This is a genomic window from Mycobacterium sp. TKK-01-0059, assembly GCF_000709305.1.
In the GTDB taxonomy this organism is placed as follows: domain Bacteria; phylum Actinomycetota; class Actinomycetes; order Mycobacteriales; family Mycobacteriaceae; genus Mycobacterium; species Mycobacterium intracellulare.
Genome location: NZ_KL446993.1, coordinates 2,430,453 through 2,455,905 on the forward strand (window position 1 = coordinate 2,430,453; position 25,453 = coordinate 2,455,905).

Annotated in this window: 25 protein-coding genes and 1 pseudogene; 17 read left to right on the forward strand and 9 right to left on the reverse strand. The window is 67.5% G+C overall.

Annotated elements, in window-relative coordinates; translation table 11 throughout:
* The first annotated feature begins 8 nt into the window (after window positions 1-8).
* Genes K883_RS11780 through K883_RS11795 form a run of 4 tightly spaced genes read left to right on the forward strand, consistent with a single transcriptional unit; the run spans window position 9 to window position 4,867 of the window.
* Entirely contained in the window at window positions 9-1,661 is a 1,653-nt protein-coding gene (locus K883_RS11780) for an acyl-CoA synthetase (RefSeq protein WP_036454548.1), read from the forward strand.
* Between the two features lie 30 nt (window positions 1,662-1,691).
* Window positions 1,692-2,459, forward strand: a complete 768-nt coding sequence (locus K883_RS11785; protein ID WP_036454550.1) for a fructosamine kinase family protein — start codon at window positions 1,692-1,694, stop codon at window positions 2,457-2,459.
* A 36-nt stretch (window positions 2,460-2,495) separates the two neighbouring features.
* Window positions 2,496-3,320 (forward strand): amidohydrolase family protein, encoded by an 825-nt coding sequence (locus tag K883_RS11790; protein WP_036454552.1) that lies wholly within the window; start codon window positions 2,496-2,498, stop codon window positions 3,318-3,320.
* Entirely contained in the window at window positions 3,317-4,867 is a 1,551-nt protein-coding gene (locus K883_RS11795; RefSeq protein ID WP_036454553.1) for an acetolactate synthase large subunit, read from the forward strand. The genes K883_RS11790 and K883_RS11795 overlap by 4 nt, the downstream gene beginning before the upstream one ends.
* Here the strand turns inward: K883_RS11795 and K883_RS11800 are convergent.
* The 6 genes from K883_RS11800 to K883_RS11820 form a co-directional block, all read right to left on the reverse strand.
* Window positions 4,853-5,434 (reverse strand): serine hydrolase family protein, encoded by a 582-nt coding sequence (locus K883_RS11800; RefSeq protein WP_255358931.1) that lies wholly within the window; start codon window positions 5,432-5,434, stop codon window positions 4,853-4,855. The two genes, K883_RS11795 and K883_RS11800, sit on opposite strands and share 15 nt — an antisense overlap.
* Window positions 5,435-5,443: 9 nt before the next feature.
* Window positions 5,444-5,566, reverse strand: coding sequence for a hypothetical protein (locus K883_RS28235; RefSeq protein ID WP_255358932.1), 123 nt, complete (start codon window positions 5,564-5,566; stop codon window positions 5,444-5,446).
* A gap of 91 nt (window positions 5,567-5,657) precedes the next feature.
* Window positions 5,658-5,876 carry a hypothetical protein gene (locus K883_RS26730; protein ID WP_008263729.1) on the reverse strand — a complete coding sequence of 73 codons (219 nt, stop codon included), beginning with the start codon at window positions 5,874-5,876 and terminating at the stop codon, window positions 5,658-5,660.
* A 59-nt stretch (window positions 5,877-5,935) separates the two neighbouring features.
* Window positions 5,936-7,447 (reverse strand): long-chain-fatty-acid--CoA ligase FadD17, encoded by a 1,512-nt coding sequence (fadD17, locus tag K883_RS11810; protein WP_014383775.1) that lies wholly within the window; start codon window positions 7,445-7,447, stop codon window positions 5,936-5,938.
* A gap of 5 nt (window positions 7,448-7,452) precedes the next feature.
* Window positions 7,453-8,550 carry an acyl-CoA dehydrogenase family protein gene (locus K883_RS11815; RefSeq protein ID WP_008263732.1) on the reverse strand — a complete coding sequence of 366 codons (1,098 nt, stop codon included), beginning with the start codon at window positions 8,548-8,550 and terminating at the stop codon, window positions 7,453-7,455.
* A gap of 29 nt (window positions 8,551-8,579) precedes the next feature.
* A complete protein-coding gene (locus tag K883_RS11820) occupies window positions 8,580-9,761 on the reverse strand; it encodes an acyl-CoA dehydrogenase (RefSeq protein WP_008263734.1) in 1,182 nt (393 codons plus the stop codon).
* A gap of 212 nt (window positions 9,762-9,973) precedes the next feature.
* Here K883_RS11820 and K883_RS11825 point away from each other — a divergent pair, with 212 nt between their 5' ends.
* The 12 genes and pseudogenes from K883_RS11825 to K883_RS11880 all read left to right on the forward strand — a co-directional run bounded on the left by K883_RS11825 (window position 9,974) and on the right by K883_RS11880 (window position 21,892).
* Complete coding sequence (locus K883_RS11825; RefSeq protein WP_003877155.1) at window positions 9,974-10,165, forward strand: ferredoxin; 192 nt, start codon at window positions 9,974-9,976, stop codon at window positions 10,163-10,165.
* 110 nt (window positions 10,166-10,275) lie between these two features.
* Window positions 10,276-11,181 (forward strand): annotated as a pseudogene (locus K883_RS11830) (3-oxoacyl-ACP reductase); the annotation flags it as partial.
* A gap of 235 nt (window positions 11,182-11,416) precedes the next feature.
* Window positions 11,417-12,181: an MlaE family ABC transporter permease gene (locus K883_RS11835; RefSeq protein ID WP_014379050.1), complete on the forward strand. Its 765-nt coding sequence runs from the start codon at window positions 11,417-11,419 to the stop codon at window positions 12,179-12,181.
* 19 nt (window positions 12,182-12,200) lie between these two features.
* On the forward strand, window positions 12,201-13,043 hold the full coding sequence (locus K883_RS11840) for an MlaE family ABC transporter permease (RefSeq protein ID WP_008263742.1): 843 nt from the start codon (window positions 12,201-12,203) through the stop codon (window positions 13,041-13,043).
* Between the two features lie 19 nt (window positions 13,044-13,062).
* Window positions 13,063-14,265: a virulence factor Mce family protein gene (locus K883_RS11845; RefSeq protein ID WP_014710875.1), complete on the forward strand. Its 1,203-nt coding sequence runs from the start codon at window positions 13,063-13,065 to the stop codon at window positions 14,263-14,265.
* Complete coding sequence (locus K883_RS11850; protein WP_008263746.1) at window positions 14,265-15,320, forward strand: virulence factor Mce family protein; 1,056 nt, start codon at window positions 14,265-14,267, stop codon at window positions 15,318-15,320. The genes K883_RS11845 and K883_RS11850 overlap by 1 nt, the downstream gene beginning before the upstream one ends.
* Window positions 15,310-16,374, forward strand: a complete 1,065-nt coding sequence (locus K883_RS11855; RefSeq protein WP_014381763.1) for a virulence factor Mce family protein — start codon at window positions 15,310-15,312, stop codon at window positions 16,372-16,374. The genes K883_RS11850 and K883_RS11855 overlap by 11 nt, the downstream gene beginning before the upstream one ends.
* Window positions 16,371-17,810 carry a virulence factor Mce family protein gene (locus K883_RS11860; RefSeq protein WP_036454556.1) on the forward strand — a complete coding sequence of 480 codons (1,440 nt, stop codon included), beginning with the start codon at window positions 16,371-16,373 and terminating at the stop codon, window positions 17,808-17,810. Before K883_RS11855 ends, K883_RS11860 begins: the two co-directional genes overlap by 4 nt.
* Window positions 17,807-18,961: a virulence factor Mce family protein gene (locus K883_RS11865; RefSeq protein ID WP_014710877.1), complete on the forward strand. Its 1,155-nt coding sequence runs from the start codon at window positions 17,807-17,809 to the stop codon at window positions 18,959-18,961. Before K883_RS11860 ends, K883_RS11865 begins: the two co-directional genes overlap by 4 nt.
* An 11-nt stretch (window positions 18,962-18,972) precedes the next feature.
* The gene (locus K883_RS11870) at window positions 18,973-20,694 is read left to right on the forward strand and encodes a virulence factor Mce family protein (RefSeq protein ID WP_014710878.1); all 1,722 of its coding nucleotides are present in this window, start codon (window positions 18,973-18,975) and stop codon (window positions 20,692-20,694) included.
* A complete protein-coding gene (locus K883_RS11875; protein WP_014710879.1) occupies window positions 20,694-21,401 on the forward strand; it encodes a hypothetical protein in 708 nt (235 codons plus the stop codon). Before K883_RS11870 ends, K883_RS11875 begins: the two co-directional genes overlap by 1 nt.
* Window positions 21,401-21,892 carry a mammalian cell entry protein gene (locus tag K883_RS11880; protein ID WP_014710880.1) on the forward strand — a complete coding sequence of 164 codons (492 nt, stop codon included), beginning with the start codon at window positions 21,401-21,403 and terminating at the stop codon, window positions 21,890-21,892. Before K883_RS11875 ends, K883_RS11880 begins: the two co-directional genes overlap by 1 nt.
* 1 nt (window position 21,893) lies before the next feature.
* Here K883_RS11880 and K883_RS11885 read toward each other — a convergent pair whose 3' ends face one another.
* The 3 genes from K883_RS11885 to K883_RS27515 form a co-directional block, all read right to left on the reverse strand.
* Entirely contained in the window at window positions 21,894-22,472 is a 579-nt protein-coding gene (locus K883_RS11885) for a hypothetical protein (protein ID WP_008263759.1), read from the reverse strand.
* A gap of 86 nt (window positions 22,473-22,558) precedes the next feature.
* Window positions 22,559-24,040, reverse strand: coding sequence for an alpha,alpha-trehalose-phosphate synthase (UDP-forming) (locus K883_RS11890; protein WP_008263761.1), 1,482 nt, complete (start codon window positions 24,038-24,040; stop codon window positions 22,559-22,561).
* The gene (locus K883_RS27515; RefSeq protein ID WP_008263763.1) at window positions 24,041-24,205 is read right to left on the reverse strand and encodes a hypothetical protein; all 165 of its coding nucleotides are present in this window, start codon (window positions 24,203-24,205) and stop codon (window positions 24,041-24,043) included. It lies immediately after the preceding gene.
* 233 nt (window positions 24,206-24,438) lie between these two features.
* Here K883_RS27515 and K883_RS11895 point away from each other — a divergent pair, with 233 nt between their 5' ends.
* Window positions 24,439-25,374, forward strand: a complete 936-nt coding sequence (locus K883_RS11895) for an enoyl-CoA hydratase (protein ID WP_008263765.1) — start codon at window positions 24,439-24,441, stop codon at window positions 25,372-25,374.
* The last annotated feature ends 79 nt before the right edge of the window (window positions 25,375-25,453 follow it).

The window sequence follows — 25,453 nt, forward strand, 5'->3', positions numbered from 1 at the left end:
CTAATTTGGTGGCCGTGGCCTTGAATATTGCCGATCTTGCAGAGCACGCCATCGACGCTGTGCCCGAGCGTGTCGCCCTGATCTGCGGCGACGAGAAGTTGACCTACGCCCAACTGGAGGAGAAGGCCAACCGCCTTGCTCACTACCTGCTCGGGCAGGGGGTGAAAAAGGACGACAAGGTCGGCCTCTACTGCCGAAACCGCATCGAGATCGTGATCGCGATGCTCGGCATCGTCAAGGCGGGCGCCATCCTGGTGAACGTCAACTACCGCTACGTCGAGGGCGAGCTGCGCTACCTGTTCGACAACTCCGACATGGTCGCGCTCGTCCACGAACGCCAGTACTCCGACCGCGTCGCCAACGTGCTGCCCGAGACCCCCAACGTCAAGACGATCCTCGTCGTCGAGGACGGGAGCGACAACGACTTCGGCCGCTACGGCGGTGTCGAGTTCTACTCCGCGATCGCGCAGAGCTCGCCCGAACGCGACTTCAGCCCGCGCAGTGCCGACGACATCTACCTGCTGTACACGGGCGGCACGACCGGGTTCCCGAAGGGCGTGATGTGGCGCCACGAGGACATCTACCGGGTGCTGTTCGGCGGAACTGACTTCGCCACAGGCGAATTCATCAAAGACGAGTACGACCTCGCCAAGGGCGCGGCCGCCAATCCGCCGATGGTCCGCCACCCGATTCCGCCGATGATCCACGGCGCCACCCAGTCGGCGACCTGGATGTCGATCTTCTCGGGCCAAACCACGGTGCTGGCACCGGAATTCAATGCCGACGAGGTCTGGCGCACGATTCACGACCACAAGGTGAACCTGCTGTTCTTCACCGGCGACGCGATGGCGCGACCGCTGCTCGACGCGCTGCTGGCCCACCAGGACGAGGGCAACCAGTACGACCTGTCGTCGCTGTTCCTGCTCGCCTCCACCGCTGCGCTGTTCTCGCCCAGCATCAAGGAGAAGTTCCTCGAGCTGCTGCCCAACCGGGTCATCACCGACTCGATCGGATCGTCGGAGACCGGATTCGGCGGCACCAGCATCGTCGCCAAGGATGCGCCGCACGCCGGCGGCCCGCGGGTGACGATCGATCACCGCACCGTCGTCCTCGACGAGGAGGGCAACGAGGTCAAGCCCGGTTCCGGTGTGCGCGGCTTCATCGCGAAGAAGGGCAACATTCCCGTCGGCTATTACAAGGACGAGAAGAAGACCGCCGAGACGTTCAAGACCTTCAACGGCGTGCGCTACGCCATCCCCGGCGACTTCGCCGAGGTGGAGGCCGACGGCACCGTCACGATGCTGGGCCGCGGCTCGGTGTCGATCAACAGCGGCGGCGAGAAGATCTACCCCGAGGAGGTCGAGGCCGCGCTCAAGGGGCACCCCGACGTCTTCGACGCCCTGGTGGTCGGTGTGCCCGACGCCCGGTACGGCCAGCACGTCGCGGCCGTCGTCCAGCCGCGGCCGGGAACGCGTCCCGCGTTGTCGGAGCTGGACGCCTTCGTGCGCTCCGAGATCGCCGGCTACAAGGTGCCGCGCAGCCTGTGGCTGGTCGACGAGGTGAAGCGGTCGCCCGCCGGCAAACCCGACTACCGCTGGGCCAAGGAACAGACCGAGGCACGGCCGGCCGACGACGTGCACGCGGCCCACGTCACTGCGTGACGCGCGCGAAGCGCTAGGACCGCGCGTGGCGTGACCGACTTCGTCAAGCGCAACCCGGACGCGCCCGCCCGTTTCTTCGCGGCGGAAGCCGCGGGGCTGCAATGGCTTTCCGCCGTCGACGGCGGGGTGCCGTGCGCGCAGGTCGTTTCCGTCACCACGACGAGCCTGACGCTGCGGCGCCTCGATTCGGCCAGCCCGACCGCCGAGGCGGCGCGCGCGTTCGGCGGCCAACTGGCCATCACGCACGACGCCGGCGCCGCCGGGTTCGGCGCCGGGCCCGACGGGTGGGACGGGCCCGGCTTCTTCGGACCGCTGTCGCAGCCCCTGCCGATGTCGCTGCAACCGCACCGACGCTGGGGCGAGTTCTACGCCCAGGAACGGCTGGCCCCGATGGCCGAACTCGCGGCACCCCGGCTCGACTCGGCGACCCGCGAGGCCGTCGACGCCGTCGCGGCGCGTTGCCGTGCGGGCGATTTCGACGACGACGATCAGCCGGCCCGGCTGCACGGCGACCTGTGGAGCGGCAACGTGATGTGGACGCCCGGCGGGGTGGTGCTGATCGACCCGGCGGCCCACGGCGGTCACCGCGAAACCGACCTGGCGATGCTGGCGCTGTTCGGCTGCCCGCACCTCGACGCCGTGATCGACGGTTACCAGCGGGTGCGGCCATTGCGGCCCCGGTGGCGCAACCGCATCGGGCTGCACCAGCTCTTCCCGCTGCTCGCTCATGTCGTGTTGTTCGGCGGCGGGTACGCGCGGCAGACCGACGCCGCCGCCCGCGCCGCGCTGGCCGCCTGAGCGGAGTCTGCGACAGCCGGGCTACTGTCGATCCCGATGACGATCGACGTCTGGATGCAACACCCGACGCAGCGATTCCTGCGCAGCGACATGCTGGCGTCCCTGCGCCGCTGGACAGGCGGGTCGATCCCCGACACCGACATCCCGATCGAGGCGACCCTGGCGTCGATGGACGCCGCCGGCGTGCACCTGGGCATCCTCAGCGCGTGGCGCGGCCCGAACGGCCAAGACCTGGTCTCCAACGACGAGGTGGCGCAATGGATTGCCGCGCACCCGAGCCGATTTGCCGGGCTCGCCGCCGTCGACCTCGACCGCCCGATGGAAGCGGTCCGGGAGCTGAGGCGGCGAGTCGGGGAAGGGTTCGTCGGCCTGCGGGTGGTGCCGTGGTTGTGGAACGCCCCGCCCACCGACCGCCGCTACTATCCGCTGTTCGCCCAGTGCGTGGAGTCCGGCGTGCCGTTCTGCACCCAGGTCGGCCACACCGGACCGCTGCGCCCCTCGGAGACCGGCCGGCCCATTCCCTACATCGACCAGGTCGCCCTCGATTTCCCGGAACTGGTGATCGTCTGCGGCCACGTCGGCTACCCGTGGACCGAAGAGATGGTCGCGGTGGCCCGCAAGCACGAAAACGTCTACATCGACACCTCGGCGTACACGATCGCGCGGCTGCCCGAAGAACTCATCCGATTCATGAAAACCCGCACCGGACAACGGAAAGTGTTGTTCGGCACCAATTACCCGATGATCGCCCACGAGCACGCGCTGGCGGGGCTGGACGACCTCGGGCTGTCCGCCGAGGCGCGCCGAGACTTCTTGCGCGGCAACGCCGAACGAGTGTTCCGACTGGAGGCAAGCACGTGAATGGCGCCCAGGCCCTGATCAACACCCTGGTCGACGGCGGCGTCGACGTGTGTTTCGCGAACCCGGGCACCTCGGAGATGCACTTCGTCGCGGCCCTGGACACCGTCCCGCGGATGCGCGGCGTGCTGGCCCTGTTCGAGGGGGTCGCCACCGGCGCGGCCGACGGCTATGCCCGCATCGCCGATCGCCCGGCGGCGGTGCTGCTGCATCTGGGCCCCGGTTTGGGCAACGGCCTGGCCAATCTGCACAACGCGCGCCGCGCCCGGGTGCCGATGGTGGTGGTGGTCGGTGACCACGCCACCTATCACAAAAAGTACGACGCCCCACTGGAATCCGACATCGACGCCCTCGCCGGGACCGTCTCGGGGTGGGTGCGCCGAACGAGTGATTCCTCGCAGGTCTCGGCCGACGCCGTCGAGGGCATCGCGGCCAGCCGGTGGGGTTCGCAGATCTCGACGCTGATCCTGCCCGCCGACGTGTCCTGGTCCGACGGCGCCCAGCTGTTCTCCAACCTGGAGGCACAGCCGGCGGGCGCCGATCCCCTGCTGGCGCCGGAGGTGGCCGAGGTGCTCGGATCGGGGGAGCCGACCGTGATCATGGTGGGCGGCGACGCCACCCGCCACGCCGGCCTGGCCGCGGCCACCCGCATCGCGGCGGCCACCGGCGCGCGCGTGCTGTGCGAGACCTTCCCCACCCGGCTCGAGCGCGGCGCCGGCATCCCCGCCGTCGACCGGCTGGCCTACTTCGCCGAGGCCGCCACGGCCCAGCTGGACGGCGCCAAACATCTGGTGCTGGCCGGCGCCAAGTCGCCGGTGTCGTTCTTCGCCTACCCCGGCATGCCCAGCGACCTGGTGCCCGCCGGTTGCGAGGTGCACGTGCTCGCCGAACACAGCGGCGCGGCGGATGCGTTGACCGCCTTGGCGGATCAGGTGGCGCCGGGAACGGTGGCGCCGGTGGCGGCCGCGTCGCGTCCCACGCTGCCGACCGGCGCACTGACGTCCGCGTCGGCGGCCGACGTGATCGGGGCGCTGCTGCCGGAACGGGCGATCGTGGTCGACGAGTCGAACACCTCCGGCCTGCTGCTCGCCCAGGCCACCGCCGGGGCGCCGGCGCATGACTGGCTGACCCTGACCGGCGGGGCGATCGGCTACGGCATTCCCGCGGCGGTCGGTGCGGCGATCGCCGCCCCGGATCGCCCGGTGCTGTGCCTGGAATCCGACGGCTCCGCCATGTACACCATTGCGGGGTTGTGGACCCAGGCGCGGGAGAACCTCGACGTCACCACCGTGCTGTACAACAACAGGGCCTACGACATCCTGCGCATCGAGCTGCAACGGGTCGGCGCCGGCTCGGCGCCCGGGCCCGAAGCACTGTCCCTGCTCGACTTAGCCGATCCCACAATGGATTTCGTCAAGATCAGCGAGGGCATGGGGGTGCCGGCCCGGCGCGTCACCACCGCTGAGGAGTTCGCCGACGCGCTGCGCGCCGCGTTCGCAGAAGCCGGACCGCACCTGATCGACGCCGTGGTGCCGTCAATAACGGGCTAGGGTCGGCAGCCGGCTCAGCAACCAGTCCGTCATCGTATTGACCACGTCGACGCCGGTCTCGAACGCGCCGTCGTGCGCGTCCGCCGCCAGTGCCACACCCCACTGCCCGGACGGGGTGGGGACGATCCCGAATTGCCGGACCAGGTACTCGCCGTGCACTCCGGGCCCCCAACCCCCTTTCGCGGCAATCCCTTTGGCGGCCAGCCCCCATTGGTCACCGCTGCTGAGTCGTTGCATCAGGTCGATCACCTCGGCGGCGTCGGGGATGGTCGGCAGCTCCGCGGCGAACCGCGCCTGGCGCTGCAGGTTCCACTGGGTTTGGCCGAAAGCGGTGAAACCACGGCGAAGTCGGCGCGATTCGACCACCGTCGCGGTGTCACCGCCCTCGGCCACCACCGCCTGAACCTGCCGTGCCGCGTCGGCCGGCTCGCCCAACTGCGACCACAACTGCTCGGATGCGCGATTGTCGGATTCGGTGATTGCCTTCACGGCAAAATCGCGGGCGCCCAGCCAATCGTTGCGCAGCGCCGCCACCGCCAGGGGCACTTTGATCGTCGACCATGCCACACCCGACCATCAGCTCCCCAGCGAAAATGTCCGGTCCGGCCGGGCGATCGCGATGCCGACGTTCGCCGGCGCCGCGGCGGAAAGCTGTTCGAAGCTGGCTTCCAGCGCGAGCTCGAGAGGCCGAGCCGTCATGCGCCGGTTCCGCTATCGGCGCGAATGACCGCGGCGCCGGGACGGGGGACCGGCGCATCAACCATCGCGTCTCCTTGTCGTTGCGGCATGTTCAGCGCGGCGGTAGCGGCGCGCCCTCCTCCGGCGGGGGAGGAGCTTCCCACGGTTCGGGGTCCGGCGTCGGCGGTGACCACACCAGCGGCGGGGGTGGCGGTGGCAGGGGAGGCGGCGGGGGCGGGTCCGCCGCGGCGACACCGGCACCCAGCCCGAGCGCGGCCCCAGCCAGCGACCCGACCAGGAGCGAGCGGGCGATCATTTCGCGGATTTTCATCGAGCGCTGAGTTTACTGCCTGGACGCCCACATCCCGCGATAACGCCCGTCCCGGGGCCCTAGCGGTGGATCTTCCAGACCGGATCGCCGCAGTCGACGCCCTGAGCGGCCAGTTGCCGCTTGAGCACCTTGAAGGTCACCGTGCGCGGGAGTTCGGTGCTGACCCGTACGTATGACGGCCATTGCTTGGGTCCCAAGTCCGGTTGCTCGGCCAAGAAGGTGCGGAACTTCTCGTCGTCGAACTCGGTGCCCGGCGCCATCACCACCGCGGCCATGACTTGGTCGCCGACGATCGCGTCGGGCACCGGGTACACCGCGACCTCGGTCAGGTCGGGGTGGCGCAGCAACACCCGCTCGATCGGCGCGGCGCCGAGGTTTTCGCCGTCGACGCGCATCCAATCACCCAGCCGCCCAGCGAAATACGCATAACCGGCGTCGTCACGGTAGGCGAGATCGCCGCTGTGGTAGACCCCGCCGGCCATCCGCTCGGCCTCGGCGGCGGCGTCGTTGTAATAACCCTCGAAACGGCCCGGCCCGGCGACGTTCACCAGTTCGCCGACCACGCCCGGTGGGCATGACGCGCCGGTGTCGGGATCGACGATGTCGATGCCCGGCGGGAGGGGGCCCAATGAACCCGGCGGTGTGTCCGGCGTGCGCGCGATGGCCACGCCGCCCTCGGTGGAACCGAACCCGTCCTGCACGACACACCCGAATCGGCGGGCGAAGCGCTCGATGTCATCGGGCACGCCTTCGTTGCCGTACACCGCGCGCAGCGGGTTGTCCGCATCGTCGGGCCGCTCGGGCGTGGCCAGTACATACGACAACGGCTTGCCGACGTAGTTCGCGTACGTGGCGCCGTAGCGGCGGACGTCGACGATGAAGTTCGAGGCGGAGAACTTGCGCCGCAAGGCCATTGAGCCCGCACACGCCGCCGCCACCGCCCAGCCGACCAGCACCGCGTTGGAATGAAACAGCGGCATCGACACGTAGCAGACGTCGTCGGGGCCGAGGCCGAAGCGCTGCGACATCGTCACGCCCGCGATCGCGACCTTGCCGTGGCTGCACTTGACCGCCTTGGGCTCGCCGCTGGTACCCGACGTGAAGATCAACATGAACAGATCCGCCGGCGCGGCGTCCTGAAAAACGATCGGGGCGTCGCGGTGCGCGGCCAGTTCGTCGGCCCACGCGACGGAGTCGGCGTTCAGGTGCTCGATATCACCCAGCGTCTCAGACGATTTGGAGTCGGCGAGCACCAATTGGCAGTCGGCCCGGGCGATGTCGCGCTGCAGCGCCTCGCCGCGGCGCACCGGGTTGAGCCCGACCGGCACGATCCCCGACATTCCCGCCGCGACCAGCATCGCCGAGAAGAAGGGCGTGTTCTCCAGCAGCACTCCGACGTGGGGTGGCCGGGTGGGGTCGAGCCGCTTACGCAGCGCCGCGGCGATCGCGGCACCCTGCTGCAGGTGATCGCGCCAGCTGGTGAACGAGTCCTCGAAGTAGATACCCCGGTCGTCGATCTCGGTCAGCGGCGCCAGCAGCTTGGTGACCGTCAGGTCGTCGGTGAGCTCCATTTCGCCTAGGCGGGCGTCTCCGCCAGCTCGCGCCCGATGCGGCGCAGCTGCCCGGTGGCACCGCCCAGCGCGAACTCAATCTCCTTGGCGGCCAGGAAGTATCGGTGCGCGGGGTGATCGGTGTCGACGCCGACGCCGCCGTGCACGTGCACGATGGTGTGCGCCACCCGGTGACCGGCGTCGGCGGCCCAAAACGCCGCGCTGGCGACGTCGATCTCCGCCGGAATGTCCTCGGAGACTCGCCAGGCCGCCTGGGTGAGCGTCAGCCGCAACCCCTTGACGTCGATGTAGCCGTCGGCCAGCCGCTGCGAGACCGCCTGGAAGCTGCCGATCGGCCGGTCGAACTGCTCACGTTCGCGCGCGTATTCGGCGGTCATCTGCAGGCCACGCTCGAGCACCCCGAGCTGGAAAGCGCTGCGGCCCAACGTGCCCAGCGTGCCGAGCCAGGTCGCCACCTCGGCGCCGCCGACCCTGCGGCCGCCGTCCACCTCGGTGCCGTCCAGTGCGAGGTGCCCGACGCTGCCCAGGCCGGTGGTCTGCAGGGCCGTCACCGTGACGCCGGGATCGTCGGCGGCAACCAGGAAAACCGCCGTGCCGGCATCCGTTTCGGCGGGGACCAGGAACGCGTCGGCCACCGGGCCGAAACCGACCTGGGTGCGCGTGCCGGTCAGCCGGTAACCGGCGCCGGCGCTGAGCGCCTGCACCGGGCCCTCGCCCATCTCGCCGTCGAGCGCGATGCTCAGGGTCTTCTCGCCGTTGACCGCCGGCACGCCCCAGTTCTGCTGCAGCTCTTCGGAGCCGAACCGGGCCAGCGCCCCGGCGCCCAGCACCACCGACTCCAGGTAGGGCACCGCGGCCAGCTGATGGCCCAGCGCGACCAGGATCGCGATCTGCTCGAGCGCGCCGAAACCGTCGCCGCCCAGCGATGACGCCGACGCGCTGGACAGGATGCCGGCGTCGATCAGCTTTCGCCACAGGTCGCGATCGAACCGCTGATCGAGCCCGTCCAGCTCGCGCTGGTGTTCGGGGGTGCACACCGAGTCCACGATCGTGTCGACCAGGTTGCCGAGGTCGTTCGCCGCTTCGGTTGTCGTGAAATCCATGAACGTCCGTCCTTCTATTACGTAGCGGCTCAGCGGTTGCGGGGCAGACCGAGGGCGACCATGCCGATGATGTCGCGCTGAACTTCGTTGGTGCCGCCTCCGAAGGTCAGGATCAGGCAGGCCCGGTGCATCCGCTCGACCCGGCCCCGCAGCAACGAGCCCGGCGAATTCTGGCGCACCGTCGCCGCGGTACCCAGCACCTCCATCAGCAGCCGGTAGGCCTCGGTGGCCAGCTCGGTGCCGTAGACCTTGGCCGCCGACGCGTCGGCGGGTGACAGGTCCTCACTCGCGGCCGAGGCCAGCTCCCAGTTGATCAGCTTGAGGACCTCGGCCTTGGCGTGCACCCGGGCCAGGTTGAGCTGCACCCACTCCGAGTCGATGAGCCGGGCGCCCCCGTCGTCCTTGGTGTTCTGCGCCCATTCGCGAACCTCGCGCAGGGCCAGGAAGATCGGTTGCGGCGACACCAGGGCGACGCGCTCGTGGTTGAGCTGGTTGGTCACCAGCTTCCAGCCGCCGTTCTCCTCGCCGATCAGGTTGGTCACCGGGACGCGGACGTCGGAGTAATAGGTGGCGCTGGTGTCCACACCGGCCATCGTGTGCACCGGGGTCCAGGAGAAACCCTCCGCGGTGGTCGGCACGGTCAGCATCGAAATCCCGCGGTGCTTCTTGGCGTCGGGGTTGGTGCGCACCGCCAACCACACCCAGTCGGCGTAGGCGATCAGGCTGGTCCACATCTTCTGGCCGTTGATGACGTAGTCGTCGCCGTCGCGCACCGCGGTCGTGCGCAGGTTGGCGAGGTCGGTGCCGGCGCCGGGCTCGGAGTAGCCGATCGAGAAGTGCAGCTCGCCCGCGGCGATCTTGGGCAGGAAGAACTTCTTCTGTTCCTCGGTGCCGAACGCCATGATGGTCGGCGCGACGCTGTTGATCGTCAGGAACGGCACCGGCACGCCGGCGATGGCGGCCTCGTCGGTGAAGATCAGCGAGTCCATCGGCGAGCGGTCCTGGCCGCCGTACTCCTTGGGCCAGTTCAGGGTGAGCCACCCGTCTTTGCCCATCTGCGCGACGGTGTCGCGATACGCCGTGCCGGTACCGACCTCGCCGCCCCCCGAGGAGGTCAGCGCCTCGCGACGCTCCGGGGTCATCAGGTTGGTGAAGTACGACCGCAGCTCGCGACGCAGCTCTTCTTGCTCAGGGGTGTAACTGATGCGCATTTCAGCCGTCCTTCAAGTCAACGACGTTTCCGAATACAACCCGCGTCACAGGCTGCAGCTCGACCAACGGCTACCCATTCGTCTTCCCGGTTGTAACACGTTCTAGTCTGGGAATCCAGCGACCGTTTCCCCAGCGGTGTCGGGGTCTTATGGTGGACCTACATACTGATGAGGCGAGTCCTGCGGTGAAGGCCAGGTTCAAGGAGGGTGCTGTGCGGGTGATCGTGGACCGTGACCGGTGCGAAGGTAACGCAGTGTGCTTGGGAATTGCCCCCGATATCTTCGACCTCGACGACGAGGATTACGCCGTGGTGAAGCTCGACCCGATTCCCGCCGATCAGGAGCAGTTGGCCGAGCAGGCGATCGCCGAATGCCCGCGCGCCGCGCTGTCCCGCGGCGACTGATCCGAGCCTAGAGCGCGCAACCCGAAACTAGAGGTATTCATAAATTGACTAGGCCTTATGACCCGGCTTCTCCTCAGACCGCTGCGCGGTCAGCATCGTCGCCGGGCGCTAGCACGAACGCGACCGATCTCTCCGGAAAGGTCGCGGTGGTCACCGGTGCGGCCGCGGGCCTGGGACGGGCCGAGGCGCTCGGCCTGGCACGCCTCGGAGCGACCGTCGTCGTCAACGACATCGCCGCCGCGTTGGACGCCTCCGACGTCATCGACGAGATCAACTCCTCCGGTTCGAAGGCCGTTGCCGTGGCGGGCGACATCAGCGAACGCTCCACCGCCGACGAATTGGTCGCCCAGGCCGACGGGCTGGGTGGGCTCGACATCGTGGTCAACAACGCCGGCATCACGCGCGACCGGATGCTGTTCAACATGTCCGACGAGGAGTGGGACCAGGTCATCGCCGTGCACCTGCGCGGCCATTTCCTGCTGACCCGCAACGCCGCCACCTACTGGCGCTCCAAGGCCAAGGAGGCGGACGGCAAGGTCTTCGGCCGGATCGTCAACACCGCATCGGAGGCCGGCCTGGTCGGCCCCGTCGGGCAGGCGAACTACGGCGCCGCCAAGGCGGGCATCATCTCGCTCACCCTGACCGCCGCGCGGGCGCTCGGCCGCTACGGCGTGTGCGCCAACGCCATCTGCCCCCGCGCGCGCACGGCGATGACGGCCGACGTGTTCGGCGATGCACCGGAGGTGGAGGCCGGCGGGGTCGATCCGCTGTCGCCAGAGCACGTCGTCAATCTGGTCAAGTTCCTGTCCTCGCCGGCGGCTGCGGAAGTCAACGGCCAGGTGTTCATCGTCTACGGTCCGCAGGTGACACTGGTCGCTGCCCCGACGGTCGAGCGCAAATTCAGCGCCGACGGCGCCGCTTGGGACCCTGCACAGCTGAGTGCGACGCTGCAGGAATACTTTGCTGGACGTGATCCTGAGCACAATTTTTCGGCGAGCGCACTGATGGATCAATAGCCATTTGGGGCTAGTCGATCGGGGGGAATCGGCAGGTAGAACGTGTGTCAGTTTGACACGTGACAAGTGCGTCTGACCTGGCGAATTAACGGTTGGGATAAGAAATGCTGTTCATTGACATGGTGAACTTGTTCTGAGTTAATATGATCCGGCTCACACCGAGCCCCATGCGACCGTAGACAACGCAAAGGCCAGCCATAGACTTCGCCGAGACCAGCCGAGGGGGGACACCGAGTTGAGGGAGCAACTTGCCGTTCCCGCCCGCGCCGTCGGCGGATTCTTCGAAATGATGATGGACACCGGCCGGGCAGCTTTTCGCCGGCCGTTCCAGTTTGGCGAGTTTCTCGATCAGACGTGGATGATCGCCCGCGTGTCGCTGGTCCCGACGCTGCTGGTGTCCATCCCCTTCACGGTGCTGGTGGCCTTCACCCTCAACATCCTGCTGCGCGAGATCGGCGCCGCCGACCTGTCCGGCGCCGGGACGGCGTTCGGCACCATCACCCAGCTGGGTCCGGTGGTGACCGTGCTCGTCGTCGCCGGTGCCGGCGCCACCGCGATCTGCGCCGACCTGGGCGCGCGCACCATCCGCGAGGAGATCGACGCGATGCGCGTGCTCGGCATCGACCCGATCCAGCGGCTGGTGGTCCCCCGTGTGCTGGCGTCCACGGTGGTGGCGCTGCTGCTCAACGGCTTGGTATGCGCCATCGGGCTTTCCGGTGGCTATGTGTTCTCCGTCTTCCTGCAGGGCGTCAACCCGGGCGCGTTCATCAACGGCTTGACCGTGCTGACCGGACTGCGCGAGCTGGTACTCGCCGAAGTCAAGGCGCTGCTGTTCGGTGTGATGGCCGGGATGGTGGGCTGTTACCGCGGCCTGACTGTCAAGGGCGGGCCCAAGGGCGTCGGCAACGCGGTCAACGAAACCGTGGTCTACGCCTTCATCTGTCTGTTCGTGATCAACGTGGTGATGACCGCCATCGGCGTGCGAATTTCGGCGAAGTGATGAGACGGGTGAGCACGCGATGAGTTACGACGCCACACTGCGGTTTCGTCGCCTCTTCTCGCGGCTGCAGGAGCCGGTCGACGACTTCGGCGAGCAGGCGTTGTTCTACGGGCAGACCGTGCGCTACGTCCCCAACGCGCTCACCCGATACCGCAAGGAGACGGTCCGGCTGATCGCCGAGATGACCATGGGCGCGGGGGCTCTCGTGATGATCGGCGGCACGGTCGGTGTCGCGGCGTTTTTGACCCTGGCCTCCGGCGGTGTCATTGCCGTGCAAGGGTATTCGTCGCTGGGCAACATCGGCATCGAGGCGCTGACGGGATTCCTGTCGGCCTTCCTGAACGTCCGGGTGGTCGCCCCGGTGATCGCCGGCATCGCGCTGGCGGCCACCATCGGCGCCGGCGCCACCGCCCAATTGGGCGCCATGCGGGTGTCCGAGGAGATCGACGCCGTCGAGTGCATGGCGGTGCACTCGGTGTCCTACCTGGTGTCGACCCGCCTGATCGCCGGCCTGATCGCGATCATCCCGCTGTACTCGCTGTCCGTGCTGGCCGCGTTCTTCGCCGCCCGCTTCACCACGGTGTACATCAACGGGCAGTCAAAAGGCCTCTACGACCACTACTTCAATACGTTCCTGATCCCGTCGGACCTGTTGTGGTCGTTCCTGCAGGCGATCGTGATGTCCATCGCGGTCATGTTGGTGCACACCTATTACGGCTACAACGCCAGCGGTGGTCCCGTCGGCGTCGGCATCGCAGTCGGCCAGGCCGTGCGGACCTCGTTGATCGTCGTGGTCGTCATCACTTTGTTCATCTCGCTCGCTGTGTATGGGGCGTCCGGTAACTTCAACCTCTCCGGCTAAGAGGACCGCTTAAAAAGACATGGCAGACACAGGCGCGCGACGCACGACCGTCCGGCTGGCAGCAGCAGTGCTGGCCGGCCTGATGGTGGCTTTCGCTGTGCTGACTTACCTTTCCTACACGGCCGCCTTCGCGTCGATCGACACCGTCACCGTGTCGGCGCCCCGGGCGGGGCTGGTGATGGAGAAGGGCGCCAAGGTCAAATACCGGGGCATCCAGATCGGCAAGGTCGAGACCATCGACTACTCCGGCGACCAGGCGCGCCTGACGCTGGGCATCAACAGCGACGACATGCATTTCATCCCGTCCAACGCGGCGGTGCACATCGCGGGTAACACCATCTTCGGTGCCAAGGCGGTGGAATTCATTCCGCCGCAAACGCCGTCGCCGACCTCGCTACGTCCGGACGCGCACGTCGCGGCCTCGTCGGTGCAGCTCGAAGTCAACACCTTGTTCCAGTCGCTGATCGACCTGTTGCACAAGGTCGACCCCGTCGAACTCAACGGGACGCTGAGCGCGTTCGCCGAAGGCCTGCGTGGCCACGGCGATGACCTGGGCGGCATCCTTTCGGGACTGAATACGCTGACGCGCCAAGCGAATCCGAAGCTGCCCGCCTTGCAGGAAGACCTCCGCAAGACCGCGGTCGTGGCGAACGTCTACGCCGACTCCGCCCCCAATCTGAACACCGTGTTCGACAACCTGCCGACGATCAACAAGACCGTCGTGGACCAGCAGAAGAATCTCGACAAGACCCTGTTGGCCACCATCGGCCTGTCGAACAACGCCTATGACACGTTGGCGCCGGCCGAGCAGGACTTCATCGACGCCATCAACCGGCTGCGGGCCCCGCTCAAGGTGGCCGCCGACTACTCACCGGAATTCGGCTGCCTGTTCGCCGGAATCGAGCGCGGCATCAAGGAATTCGCCCCGCTGCTCGGCGTCCGCAAGGCCGGCCTGTTCACGTCGTCGAGCTTCGTGCTGGGCGCGCCGTCGTACACGTACCCGGAGTCGTTGCCGATCGTGAACGCCTCCGGCGGCCCGAATTGCCGTGGGCTGCCCGACATCCCGACCAAGCAGACCGGCGGCTCGTTCTACCGGGCGCCGTTCCTGGTCACCGACAACGCCAACATCCCGTACGAGCCGTTCACCGAGCTGCAGTTCGACGCGCCCTCGACGCTGCAGTTCTTGTTCCACGGCGCCTTCGCGGAACGGGACGATTTCTGATGCCGGACAGTTCGGGCATGCCGTCGCACCGCGAGATGATGATCAAGGTCAGCATCTTCGCCGTCGCCATGCTGCTGGTGTCGGCCGGGCTGGTGGTGGTGTTCGGTGACTTCCGGTTCGGACCCGAAAGCACCTACCACGCAACGTTTACCGACGTCTCGCGGTTGAAGGCCGGTCAAAAGGTGCGCATCGCCGGGGTGCCGGTCGGTGCTGTGTCGGACATCAAGCTCAATCGCGACAACACCATCGACGTGAAGTTCGGGGTCGACAAGCGCTACACGCTCTACTCGTCGACGCGCGCGGTGATCCGCTACGAAAACCTCGTCGGTGACCGATATCTGGAGATCACGTCCGGCCCGGGAGAGTTGCGAAAACTCCCCGCCGGCGCGACGATCAACAGCCAACACACCCAGCCCGCACTGGATCTCGACGCGCTGCTGGGCGGGCTGCGGCCGGTCCTCAAAGGCCTCGACGCCGACAAGGTCAACACCATCAGCAGCGCGGTCATCCAGCTGCTGCAGGGCCAGGGCGGCGCGTTGTCGAACGTGCTGGCCGACACGAGCGCGTTCTCCTCGGCGCTGGGCCAGCGCGACCAGCTCATCGGCGACGTGATCAACAACCTCAACACGGTGCTGACGACCGTGGACCAACGCAGCGCGCAGTTTTCGACAAGCGTGGACCAGTTGCAACAACTGATCACCGGGCTGGCCGAACACAAGGACGACATCGCGGGTGCCATCCCCCCGCTGGCCTCCACGACGACGGATTTGACCCAGCTGCTGAAGAATTCGCGCCGCCCGCTGCAAGGCGTCCTGGAGAACACCCGTCCGCTGGCCACCGAGCTGGACAACCGCAAGGCCGAGGTGAACAACGACATCGAACAGCTGGGCGAGGACTATCTGCGGTTGGCGGCCCTCGGCGCTTACGGGTCGTTCTTCAACATCTATTTCTGCTCCGTGACGATCAAGATCAACGGCCCCGCCGGTGGCGACATCCTCCTGCCGCTTGGTGGCCAGGTGGATCCCAGCAAGGGGAGGTGCGCTTTTGCCAAGTAACGCAACACATGAGCGCGATCCGCTGCGCACCGGCATCTTCGGCGTGGTGCTCGTGGTCTGCGTCGTGCTCATCGCATTCGGGTATTCCGGGTTACCGTTCTGGCCGCAGGGCAAGATCTACGACGCCTACTTCAGCGACGCGGGCGGAATCAATCCCGGCAATGCCGTTTACGTCTCGGGTTTCAAAGTCGGCAAGGTGACCTCCGTGGGTCTGGCCGGCGACAGCGCCAAGATCAGCTTCAGCGTCGACCGCCACGTCGCCGTCGGCGACCAGTCGCTGGCCGCGATCCGCACCGACACCATCCTCGGTGAGCGCTCCATCTCGGTGACCCCGGCCGGTGGCGGCAAGGCAACCACCATCCCGCTCAGTCGCACCACGACGCCGTACACGCTGGCCGGCGCGCTCGAGGACTTGGGTTCCAATGCCAGCAACCTGAACAAGCCGCAGTTCGAAAAGGCGCTGAACGTGTTGACCGACACGCTGCACGACGCCACCCCCGAGCTGCGCGGTGCGCTGGACGGCGTGACGTCGCTGTCTCGCACCCTGGACCGACGCGACGAGGCGTTGCAAAGCTTACTGGCGCACGCGAAGTCGGTCACCGGCGTGTTGTCACAGCGCGCCGAGCAGGTCAACAAGCTGGTCGACGACGGTAACGAGTTGTTCGCCGCGCTCGACGAACGCCACCGCGCGCTGGGTCAGCTGATCTCGGGCATCCAGGAGCTCTCGGCGCAGATATCCGGCTTCGTCGCCGACAACCGCAGGGAATTCGGGCCCGCGCTCAACAAGCTCAACGATGTGCTGTCCAACCTCAACGAACGCCGCGACTACATCACCGAGGCCCTCAAGCGGCTGCCCACCTACGCCACCGAGTTGGGCGAGGTGGTCGGCTCGGGTCCCGGCTTCAACGTGAACGTCTACGGCGTCATCCCGGCGCCGCTGCTCGCGACGATGTTCGACTTCTTCTATCAGCCCGGCAAGATGCCGGCCAGCCTGGCCGACTACCTGCGCGGGTTGATTCAGGAACGCTGGATCATCAGGCCGAAGTCACCATGATGCAGCGGATCATCCGCAGCAGGGGGCTGCGCTACGCCACCATCATCGCGCTGGTCGCGGTGCTGGTGGGCGGCGTGTATGTGCTGTCGTCGCAAGGGAATAACCGCAAGATCGTCGGCCACTTCGCGTCGGCGGTCGGGTTGTATCCCGGCGACCAGGTGCGCATCCTGGGTGTCCCGGTCGGCACCATCGACACGATCGAGCCGCGACCCTCCGACGTCAAGATCACGATGTCGGTGTCCAAGGACGTGAAGGTCCCCAAGGACGCCAAGGCCATCATCATGTCGCCAAACCTGGTGGCGGCCAGGTTCATCCAGTTAACGCCGGCCTACACCGGCGGGCCGGAGATGGCCGACGGCGCCAGCATCGGCCCGGACCGCACCGCGGTCCCGGTGGAGTGGGACGAGGTCAAAGAGTCGCTGACCCAGCTGGCGGTCCAGCTCGGCCCGACGGCCGGATCGCTGCAGGGCCCGTTGGGCGCGGCGATCAACCAGGCCGCCGACACCTTCGACGGCAAGGGCCAGTCGTTCCACAGCGCCCTGCGCGAGCTCTCGCAAGCCGCTGGGCGACTTGGGGATTCGCGCGGCGACATCTTCGGCACGGTCAAAAACCTGCAGGTCGTGGTCAACGCCCTGTCGTCCAGTAACGAACAGATCGTCCAATTCGCCGGTAGCGTCGCCTCCGTGTCGCAGGTGCTCGCCGACAGCTCGCGCCATCTCGACAGCACCCTGGGGACCCTCAACACGGCGCTGTCGGACATCCGTGGGTTCCTCCACGAACACAACTCGACCATCGTCGACACGGTCAACAACCTCAACGATCTCGCGAAGACACTGAGCGACGAGAGCGACGACATCGAGCAGGTGCTGCACGTGGCGGGCCCGGGTATCGCCAACTTCTACAACATCTACGATCCCGCGCAGGGCACGCTCAACGGTCTGCTGTCGATACCGGAATTCGCCAACCCCGTGCAGTTCATCTGCGGGGGATCCTTCGAGACCGCGGCCGGGCCCAGGGCGCCGGACTACTTCAAGCGCGCCGAGCTCTGTCGTGAGCGGCTGGGGCCGGTGCTGCGCCGGCTCACCGTGAACTACCCGCCGCTGATGTTCCACCCGCTCAACACGATCACGGCGTACAAGGGGCAGATCATCTACGACACCCCGCAGACTCAGGCCAAGGCGGCGACCCCGGTTCCGGAGCTGACGTGGGTGCCGGCCAAGGGCGCCCAGACGCCGGCCACGCAGAACCCGGCGGATCTGCAGGCGCTGCTCGTCCCGCCGGCCCCGCAGGCCGGTCCGGGGCCCGGCCCCGCGCCGGCCGGCGCCGCTCCGGCCCCCGGTCCCGCTCCCGGAAGCGCGTTCGGGCCGCGGCCGGGGCCTGCTCCGGCCCAACCCGCGCCCAACGGGCCCGCGGCCGGCTTGGGCGGTGGCGGATGAACCGAATGTGGTTGCGCGCCAGCGGATTGGCCGCGGGGAGCGTGCTGCTGGCCGGTTGCCAATTCAACGGCCTGAACTCGTTGGCGATGCCGGGCACCGCTGGCCACGGCAGCGGCGCCTACTCGGTGACCGTCGAGCTGCCCGACGTGGCGACGCTGCCGCAGAACTCGCCCGTCATGGTCGACGACGTCACCGTCGGAAGCGTTGCCGGCATCGCGGCCGAACAGCGCGCCGACGGATCGTTCTATGCGGCAGTCAAATTGGCGCTGAACAAAAACGTCGTCCTGCCCGCCAACTCGACCGCGACCGTCGCCCAGACGTCGCTGCTGGGTTCGATGCACATCGACCTGGCCCGGCCGAAGAACAAGCCGGCCGTGGGCCGGCTGACCGACGGGTCGAAGATCACGGAGGCCAACACCGGCCGCTATCCCACCACCGAAGAGGTGCTCTCGGCGCTCGGCGTTGTGGTGAACAAGGGCAATGTCGGTGCGCTGGAAGAGATCACCGACGAGACCTATCGGGCCGTCGCGGGCCGGCAGGACCAGTTCGTCGACCTGATCCCCCGGCTGGCGGAATTGACCTCGGGGCTCAACCGCCAGGTCAACGACATCATCGACGCGGTCGACGGATTGAACCGCTTCTCGGGCGCACTGGCGCGCGACAAGGACAACCTGGGCCGGGCGCTGGACACGCTGCCCGAGGCGATTCGCGTGCTCAACAAGAACCGCGACCGCATCGTGGAGGCCTTCGGCGCGCTGCACAAACTGGCCAACGTCACCTCGCACGTGCTGGCCAAGACCAAGGTGGACTTCGCCGCCGACATGAAGGACCTGTACTCGGTCGTGAAGACCCTGAACGACAACCGAAAGAATTTCGTCACCTCACTACAGCTGTTGCTGACGTTTCCGTTCCCCAACTTCGGGATCAAGCAGGCGGTGCGGGGTGACTATCTCAACGTGTTCACCACCTTCGACCTCACCCTGCGCCGGCTCGGTGAAACGTTCTTCACGACGGCCTATTTCGACCCGAACATGGCTCACATGGACGAGATCCTCAACCCGCCGGACTTCTTGACCGGCGAATTGGCCAACCTGTCCGGACAGGCCGCGGATCCGTTCAAGATTCCGCCCGGCACGGCTTCGGGACAGTAGGGCGGGCGCACATGCATGACAGACTGACCAGGATCCAGCTGGCGATCTTCGCCGTGATCACGGCGATCACCCTGACTGTGATGGCGATCTTCTACCTGCGGCTGCCCGCGACCTTCGGCATCGGAACCTACGGTGTGAGCGCCGATTTCGTTGCCGGCGGCGGCCTGTACAAGAACGCCAACGTCACCTACCGCGGCGTTGCCGTCGGCCGCGTCGAGTCGGTCGGGCTGAGCCCCAACGGCGTCATCGCCCAGATGCGGCTGAACAGCGAGACGGCCATCCCGTCGAACGTCACCGCCACCGTCAAGAGTGTGTCGGCGGTCGGCGAGCAGTACATCGACCTGGTGCCCCCGAGCTCGCCCGCGGCGAGCAAGCTGACCAACGGTGCCCGCATCGAGCGGCAGAACACCCGGATCGGCCAGGACGTCGCCGATCTGTTGAAGCGGGCGGAGACACTGGTCAACAGCCTGGGTGACACCCGGTTGCGTGAACTGTTGCACGAGACGTTCATTGCGGCCAACGGGTCAGGCCCCGAGCTCGCCCGGCTGTTCGAGTCGGCCCGGCTGCTGGTGGACGAGGCCAACGCCAACTATCCCCAGGTGTCGCAGCTGATCGATCAGGCCGGGCCGTTCCTGCAGGCCCAGATCCGCGCCGGTGGCGACATCAAGTCGCTGTCGGATGGGCTGGCGCGGTTCACCTCCGAGGTCCGTCAGGCCGACCCCCAGCTCCGCGACACCCTGGCCACGGCCCCCGGCGCCACCGACGAGGCCAGCACCGCGTTCTCGGGCATCCGCCCCAACTTCCCGACCCTGGCCGCCAGCCTGGCCAACCTCGGCCGGGTGGGCGTGATCTACAACAAGTCGATCGAACAGCTGCTCGTCGTGTTGCCGGCGTTGTTCGCGGCCATCACCACCGCCGCGGGCGGCGGGCCGCAAGACGAGGGCGCCAAGCTGGACTTCAAGCTCGACCTCAACGACCCGCCGCCGTGCGCCGTCGGCTTCCTGCCGCCGCCGCTGATGCGCACCCCGGCCGACGAGACGGTGCGCGAGCTTCCGAGGGACATGTACTGCAAGACCGCGCAGAACGATCCCAGCACCGTGCGCGGCGCGCGTAACTACCCGTGCCAGGAGTTCCCCGGGAAGCGCGCCCCCACGATTCAGCTCTGCCGCGACCCGAAGGGCTACGTGCCGATCGGTCGCAACCCGTGGCGCGGCCCGCCGGTGCCCTACGACACCCCGATGACCAACGGGCTGAACGTGTTGCCGCCCAACCACTTCCCGTACATCCCGCCGGACGCCGACCCAGATCCGGGCACTCCGATGGTCGGGCCGCCCCCGCCGGGTGTGGTCCCTGGACCCGGTCCGGCGCCGCACCAGCCGGCCTTCGCCCCGCCGCCGCCCAACGACAACGGGCCGCCCCCGCCGTTCACGTCGTGGCAGCCGCCGGGGGTGCCGCCGGTACCGCCGCAGCTTCCGTATCCGAAGTGGCTGCCTCCGCCGGCGCCGCCGCTAGGGATCAACCCGCCGCCGCCGGGCCCCGGCCCGGAGAAGCCGTGGGGCCCGCCGCCCGGCGGGCAGCCGCAGGCCAGCGGGCCGGCGTATGCCACCTATGACGAGAAGACCGGCGCGTTTGTCGATCCGGCGGGAGGCACTGGTATCTTCGCCGCCGGCGCCACCGGAACCTCCGGCGCCGAGAATTGGGTGGACCTCATGCTTGATCCAAGGCCTCTGTGATGGACGCTGCCATGGCAGACGAACAGACAACCAAGCCGCGCGCTCGTCGTAAAGCCTCGCGCGCGGCGGGTCCTGCCAAGAGCGAGTCGACACACGACGTCACGGTCCAGACGGAGGTGCCGGCCGCGCCGAAGCCGCCGGCGAAACCCGTCAAGACCCTCACGTCGATCAAGCCGCCACCGCGACGCCAGCCGCACCGCGCCCTGGTGGCGTGGATCTCCTTCGCGGCGGCACTGGTGGCGGTGGGGGTGTTGGCCGGGTGCGTGGCCCTCCTGGCCGTCCAGCACCGCCACGCCACCGCGGCGCAGGCGCGCGACCAACGGTTCGTCGACACCGCGACGCAGACGGTGGTCAACATGTTCAGCTACAAGCAGGACAACATCGACGAGAGCGTCAACCGGTTCGTCAACGGGACCAGCGGTCCGCTGCGCGGGATGCTCAGCGCCAACAACAATGTCGAGAATCTCAAGGGCCTGTTCCGCTCCACCAACGCGACATCGGAAGCCGTCGTCAACGGCGCCGCGCTGGAAGGCATTGACGCCGTTACCGATAACGCGTCCGTGTTGGTGTCGGTGCGCGTCACGGTCGCCGACATCGACGGCGTCAACAAGCCGTCCATGCCCTACCGGTTGCGCGTCATCGTGCACGAAGACGACTCCGGACGCATGAGCGGCTACGACCTGAAGTATCCAGACGGGGGTAATTGATGCGATGGCGGCGTTGGCTGCTCATCGTCGCGGGTTACCTTCTGGCCGTGGCGTTCGTCGGGTTGTCCGCGGCGGCCGGCTGGATGTATTGGGATCGGGTCGAGGTTCGCGGTGAGCAGGCGGCGCGTGCCGTGTTGCCCGGTTTGGCGGCCAAGGAAATCCCCGAGGTCTTCGCCTACGACTACCAAACGGTCGAACGCAGCCTGTCGGCGGCGTACCCGCTACTGACCCCCGACTATCGCGCGGAGTTCCAGAAGAGCGCCAACACCCAGATCATCCCCGAAGCCAAGAAGCGCGAAGTGGTGGTGCAGGCCAACGTCGTGGGCGTGGGAGTCATGTCCGCCCAACGGAATTCGGCGTCGGTGATGGTCTACATGAACCGGACGGTCACCGACAAGTCACGGCAGCCGCTGTATGACGGCAGCCGATTGCGGGTCGACTTCAAAAAGGTCGGCAAGCAGTGGCTGATCGCCTACATCACTCCGATCTAGCTCAGTAGCACATCGCAATGCCGTTGCAGTACAACGGGTAACGCTCGATCGGGCTGGGCGGCGGCCCGGTCATCGCCAGCGAAAAGGGCTGCTTCTTCATCTCCGGCTGCAGCCCGCATACCGGCCCGTGCAGCGTGGTGTGGGTGCCGCTCATCGTTTCGTCGCTGAACGCGAAGGTTTCGGTGGACGGCGCGGTGCCCCCGCCCGGGCAGGCCACGCCGTTGTCCTTTTGCACCTTGAACGTCCACAGCATGCTGGACATGCGAGCCCGGCCGCTGAAGTTCTGCAGCTTGTCGGCGGCGCTGATCTGCTCGTTCGTAGAGCTCACGATGTTCAGCGCGCAGTTCATCGCGAAGACGATCGGGTCGGAATAGTCGTTCATGTTCCGGGTCCCGGACGGCTGGTCACACAGTGCGGAGATGGTCCAGGTAACCCCGGAGACGCCCGCCTCGTTGTAGGCGTAGGTGCCGTCCGCCGGCGGCCCGAGCGCCTTGGCCGGTTCGCCGGATTGCAGCGCGATTCCCGTTGCGACAGCCGTGAAGACGGCGGCACCCGCGGCCAGTCCGTGACGGAGCTTCATGTGACTCTTTCTCCTTCGCGTGCGACGCTGCACCCGAGTATCACAGCGTTGGCGCGCCAACACCATGGGTTCCCGGGGCATCCGCGCTAATCGGCGTCATGGGGCCGCGCCTCGGCGAGCGCATCGAGGAATGACCGCGCCCAGCGATCGACGTCGTGGGCGAGCACCTGGCGGCGCAGCGACCGCATGCGCCGCCGTCCTTCCTCGACGGGCTGGTTGAGGGCGGCCTCGATGGCGTCCTTGACCCCCTCGAGGTCGTGCGGGTTGACCAGGTACGCCTGGCGCAGTTCGGCGGCGGCGCCGGTGAATTCGGACAGCACGAGCGCGCCGCCGAGATCGCTGCGGCAGGCGACGTACTCCTTGGCGACCAGGTTCATCCCGTCGCGCAGCGGGGTGACCAGCATGACGTCGGCGGCCACGAAGAACGCGATGAGTTCGTCGCGGGGGACCGGCCGATGCAGGTAGTGCACCATCGGATGCCCGACTTCGCCGTATTCGCCGTTGATGTGGCCGACCTGGCGTTCGATGTCGTTGCGCAGCTGCTGGTAACTGTCCACCCGCTCGCGGCTGGGCGTCGCCAGCTGGATCAGCACCGTGTCGTCGCGTTTGGCGCGGCCCTCGGCGAGCAGCTCCGAAAAGGCTTTCAGCCGAACGTCGATGCCCTTGGTGTAGTCGAGCCGGTCGACGCCGAGCAGCACTTTGCGGGGGTTGCCGAGCTCGGCCCGAATCTCCTTGGCGCGGCGCCTGATATCGCGGTGCCGGGCCGTTTGGTCGAGGGCACTGGAATCGATGGAGATGGGGAAGGCGCCGACCCGGACGACGCGGGATTCCAGCTCCACCTCGCCGTACCGCGACCGCACCCCGACCGCCCCGCGCGTGGTGTTGGCTCCGATCAGCCGCCGGGAAAGGAACAGGAAATTCTGCGCGCCGCCGGGCAGGTGGAATCCGACGAGGTCGGCGCCCAGCAGGCCCTCGACGATCTCGGTCCGCCACGGCATCTGCATGAACAGCTCCACCGGCGGGAAGGGGATGTGCAGGAAGAAGCCGATGGTCAGGTCGGGCCGCATCTCGCGCAGCATCGCCGGGACCAGTTGCAGCTGATAGTCCTGCACCCATACGGTCGCGCCCCGCGCGGCGGCACGTGAGGTGGCTTCGGCGAAGCGGCGGTTGACGACGACGTAGCGGTCCCACCATTCGCGGTGGTACAGCGGCTTGACGATCACGTCGTGATACAGCGGCCACAGCGTGGCGTTCGAGAAGCCCTCGTAGTACTCGGCGACGTCGTCCGCGCTCAGCTTGACCGGCCGCAGTTCCAGGTCCTCCTGGACGATCGGCTCGTCTTCGTGGTCGACGTCCTCGTCGACCACACCGGGCCAGCCGACCCACGCGCCGCGCCGACGGCGCAGTAGCGGCTCCAGGGCGGTGACCAGTCCCCCGGGGCTGCGCTTCCAGGCCGTGCTGCCGTCGGGAAGCAGCTCCCGATCTACCGGCAACCGGTTGGCGACGACGACGAAGTCGGAATCCCCGAATTTGGCCGCCTTGGAGCCTCGCCCTCCCCCGGGAGCCATTTACGCGTCGAGTTTCGCCGGCCCAATACCCAGCATGGACAGGAAGACCCGGCATTCGTCGGCGTCGTTGGCGTACGCCGCGACGACCCGCCTGGCCTGGCTCGCAGTGCTGTCCGCCACCGGCTCGACGTCGCCGATTTCGCCAGGATCAGATTTCGTAGGCATGACTTAACTGTAGGCGACGCGCGTGATCGGCCGCAGCCCGTCTCACCAGCTAACGGGCGTCGGGCGCGTTTATGGCTGGTTTGCAGGGACTCGTCGCGCCGCTCGCGAAGACACGACCGGCCGGGACGTGCCGCCGATCAAGGGCTCGCGGCGCGTCCCCCCGACGCGGCCCGGTTACACACTGGCCGTAATCTGTAAACAAGGCCAAATCAACGACGAACGAGGTGGGCGGAATGACAGTCTCCGAGCAAGCCGACACCGGGGCGGCCAACGCCAACACCCCGGAGCTCGTGGCCTACGAAACCCTCGACGAGGGCCGGATCGCGCGGATCTGGCTCAACCGGCCCGAGGCCCACAATGCGCAAAGCCGCGGCCTGCTGGTCCAGCTCGACGAGGCCTTCGGCCGCGCCGAGGCCGACGACACCGTTCGCGTGGTAATCCTGGCGGCGCGCGGCAGGAACTTTTCCGCCGGCCACGACCTGGGTTCCGAGCAGGCACTGGCCGAGCGCGCACCGGGGCCCGGGCAGCATCCGAGCTTCCGCTCGCGCGGGGCCACGCTCGAGCCGATCATGGAGAAGCTGTACCACCAGGAATGGCACTACTTTTTCGAAAACACCTGCCGCTGGCGCGATTTGCGCAAGATCACGATCGCCCAGGTGCAGGGCAACGCGATCTCGGCCGGGCTGATGTTGATCTGGGCCTGCGACCTGATCGTCGCCGCCGACAACGCGAAGTTCAGCGACGTCGTCGCGGTCCGGTTGGGCATGCCGGGTGTCGAATATTACGCTCACCCTTGGGAATTCGGTCCGCGTAAGGCCAAAGAACTGCTACTGACCGGTGATTCGATCGACGCGGACGAGGCGCACCGGCTGGGCATGGTGTCCAAGGTTTTCGCTGTCGACGAATTAGAGGAAAAGACACTCGAATTCGCGCGACGCATCGCCGAGCGGCCCACGATGGCGTCGCTGCTCATCAAGGATTCGGTCAACGCCGCCTCCGACGCGATGGGTTACACCGAGGCGCTGCGGCACGCCTTCCACGTGCACCTGCTGGGGCATGCGCATTGGGCGGCGTTCAACGAGAACCGGTGGCCGGTCGGCCAGCCTCCGCACGTCGAGGATTGGCGGGACGCGAAGCCGACGAAGGTGGCGCGCCGCGATACGCCGTAGCGCCGCGCAGCCGAGGACCTAACGAGACCGGGGGTAGCGATATTCCCCCCGAGGGCACATGCTTCTATAGCTAGAACCT

Excerpts from the sequence above, each read along its gene's own strand:
- K883_RS11790 (WP_036454552.1), top strand. The coding sequence starts at position 2,496 with ATGACGATCGACGTCTGGATGCAACACCCGACGCAGCGATTCCTGCGC.
- K883_RS28235 (WP_255358932.1), bottom strand. The coding sequence starts at position 5,566 with ATGACGGCTCGGCCTCTCGAGCTCGCGCTGGAAGCCAGCTTCGAACAG.
- K883_RS26730 (WP_008263729.1), bottom strand. The coding sequence starts at position 5,876 with ATGAAAATCCGCGAAATGATCGCCCGCTCGCTCCTGGTCGGGTCGCTG.
- fadD17 (WP_014383775.1), bottom strand. The coding sequence starts at position 7,447 with ATGGAGCTCACCGACGACCTGACGGTCACCAAGCTGCTGGCGCCGCTG.
- K883_RS11815 (WP_008263732.1), bottom strand. The coding sequence starts at position 8,550 with ATGGATTTCACGACAACCGAAGCGGCGAACGACCTCGGCAACCTGGTC.
- K883_RS11820 (WP_008263734.1), bottom strand. The coding sequence starts at position 9,761 with ATGCGCATCAGTTACACCCCTGAGCAAGAAGAGCTGCGTCGCGAGCTG.
- K883_RS11840 (WP_008263742.1), top strand. The coding sequence starts at position 12,201 with ATGAGTTACGACGCCACACTGCGGTTTCGTCGCCTCTTCTCGCGGCTG.
- K883_RS11845 (WP_014710875.1), top strand. The coding sequence starts at position 13,063 with ATGGCAGACACAGGCGCGCGACGCACGACCGTCCGGCTGGCAGCAGCA.
- K883_RS11850 (WP_008263746.1), top strand. The coding sequence starts at position 14,265 with ATGCCGGACAGTTCGGGCATGCCGTCGCACCGCGAGATGATGATCAAG.
- K883_RS11860 (WP_036454556.1), top strand. The coding sequence starts at position 16,371 with ATGATGCAGCGGATCATCCGCAGCAGGGGGCTGCGCTACGCCACCATC.
- K883_RS11865 (WP_014710877.1), top strand. The coding sequence starts at position 17,807 with ATGAACCGAATGTGGTTGCGCGCCAGCGGATTGGCCGCGGGGAGCGTG.
- K883_RS11870 (WP_014710878.1), top strand. The coding sequence starts at position 18,973 with ATGCATGACAGACTGACCAGGATCCAGCTGGCGATCTTCGCCGTGATC.
- K883_RS11875 (WP_014710879.1), top strand. The coding sequence starts at position 20,694 with ATGGACGCTGCCATGGCAGACGAACAGACAACCAAGCCGCGCGCTCGT.
- K883_RS11880 (WP_014710880.1), top strand. The coding sequence starts at position 21,401 with ATGCGATGGCGGCGTTGGCTGCTCATCGTCGCGGGTTACCTTCTGGCC.
- K883_RS11885 (WP_008263759.1), bottom strand. The coding sequence starts at position 22,472 with ATGAAGCTCCGTCACGGACTGGCCGCGGGTGCCGCCGTCTTCACGGCT.
- K883_RS11890 (WP_008263761.1), bottom strand. The coding sequence starts at position 24,040 with ATGGCTCCCGGGGGAGGGCGAGGCTCCAAGGCGGCCAAATTCGGGGAT.
- K883_RS27515 (WP_008263763.1), bottom strand. The coding sequence starts at position 24,205 with ATGCCTACGAAATCTGATCCTGGCGAAATCGGCGACGTCGAGCCGGTG.
- K883_RS11895 (WP_008263765.1), top strand. The coding sequence starts at position 24,439 with ATGACAGTCTCCGAGCAAGCCGACACCGGGGCGGCCAACGCCAACACC.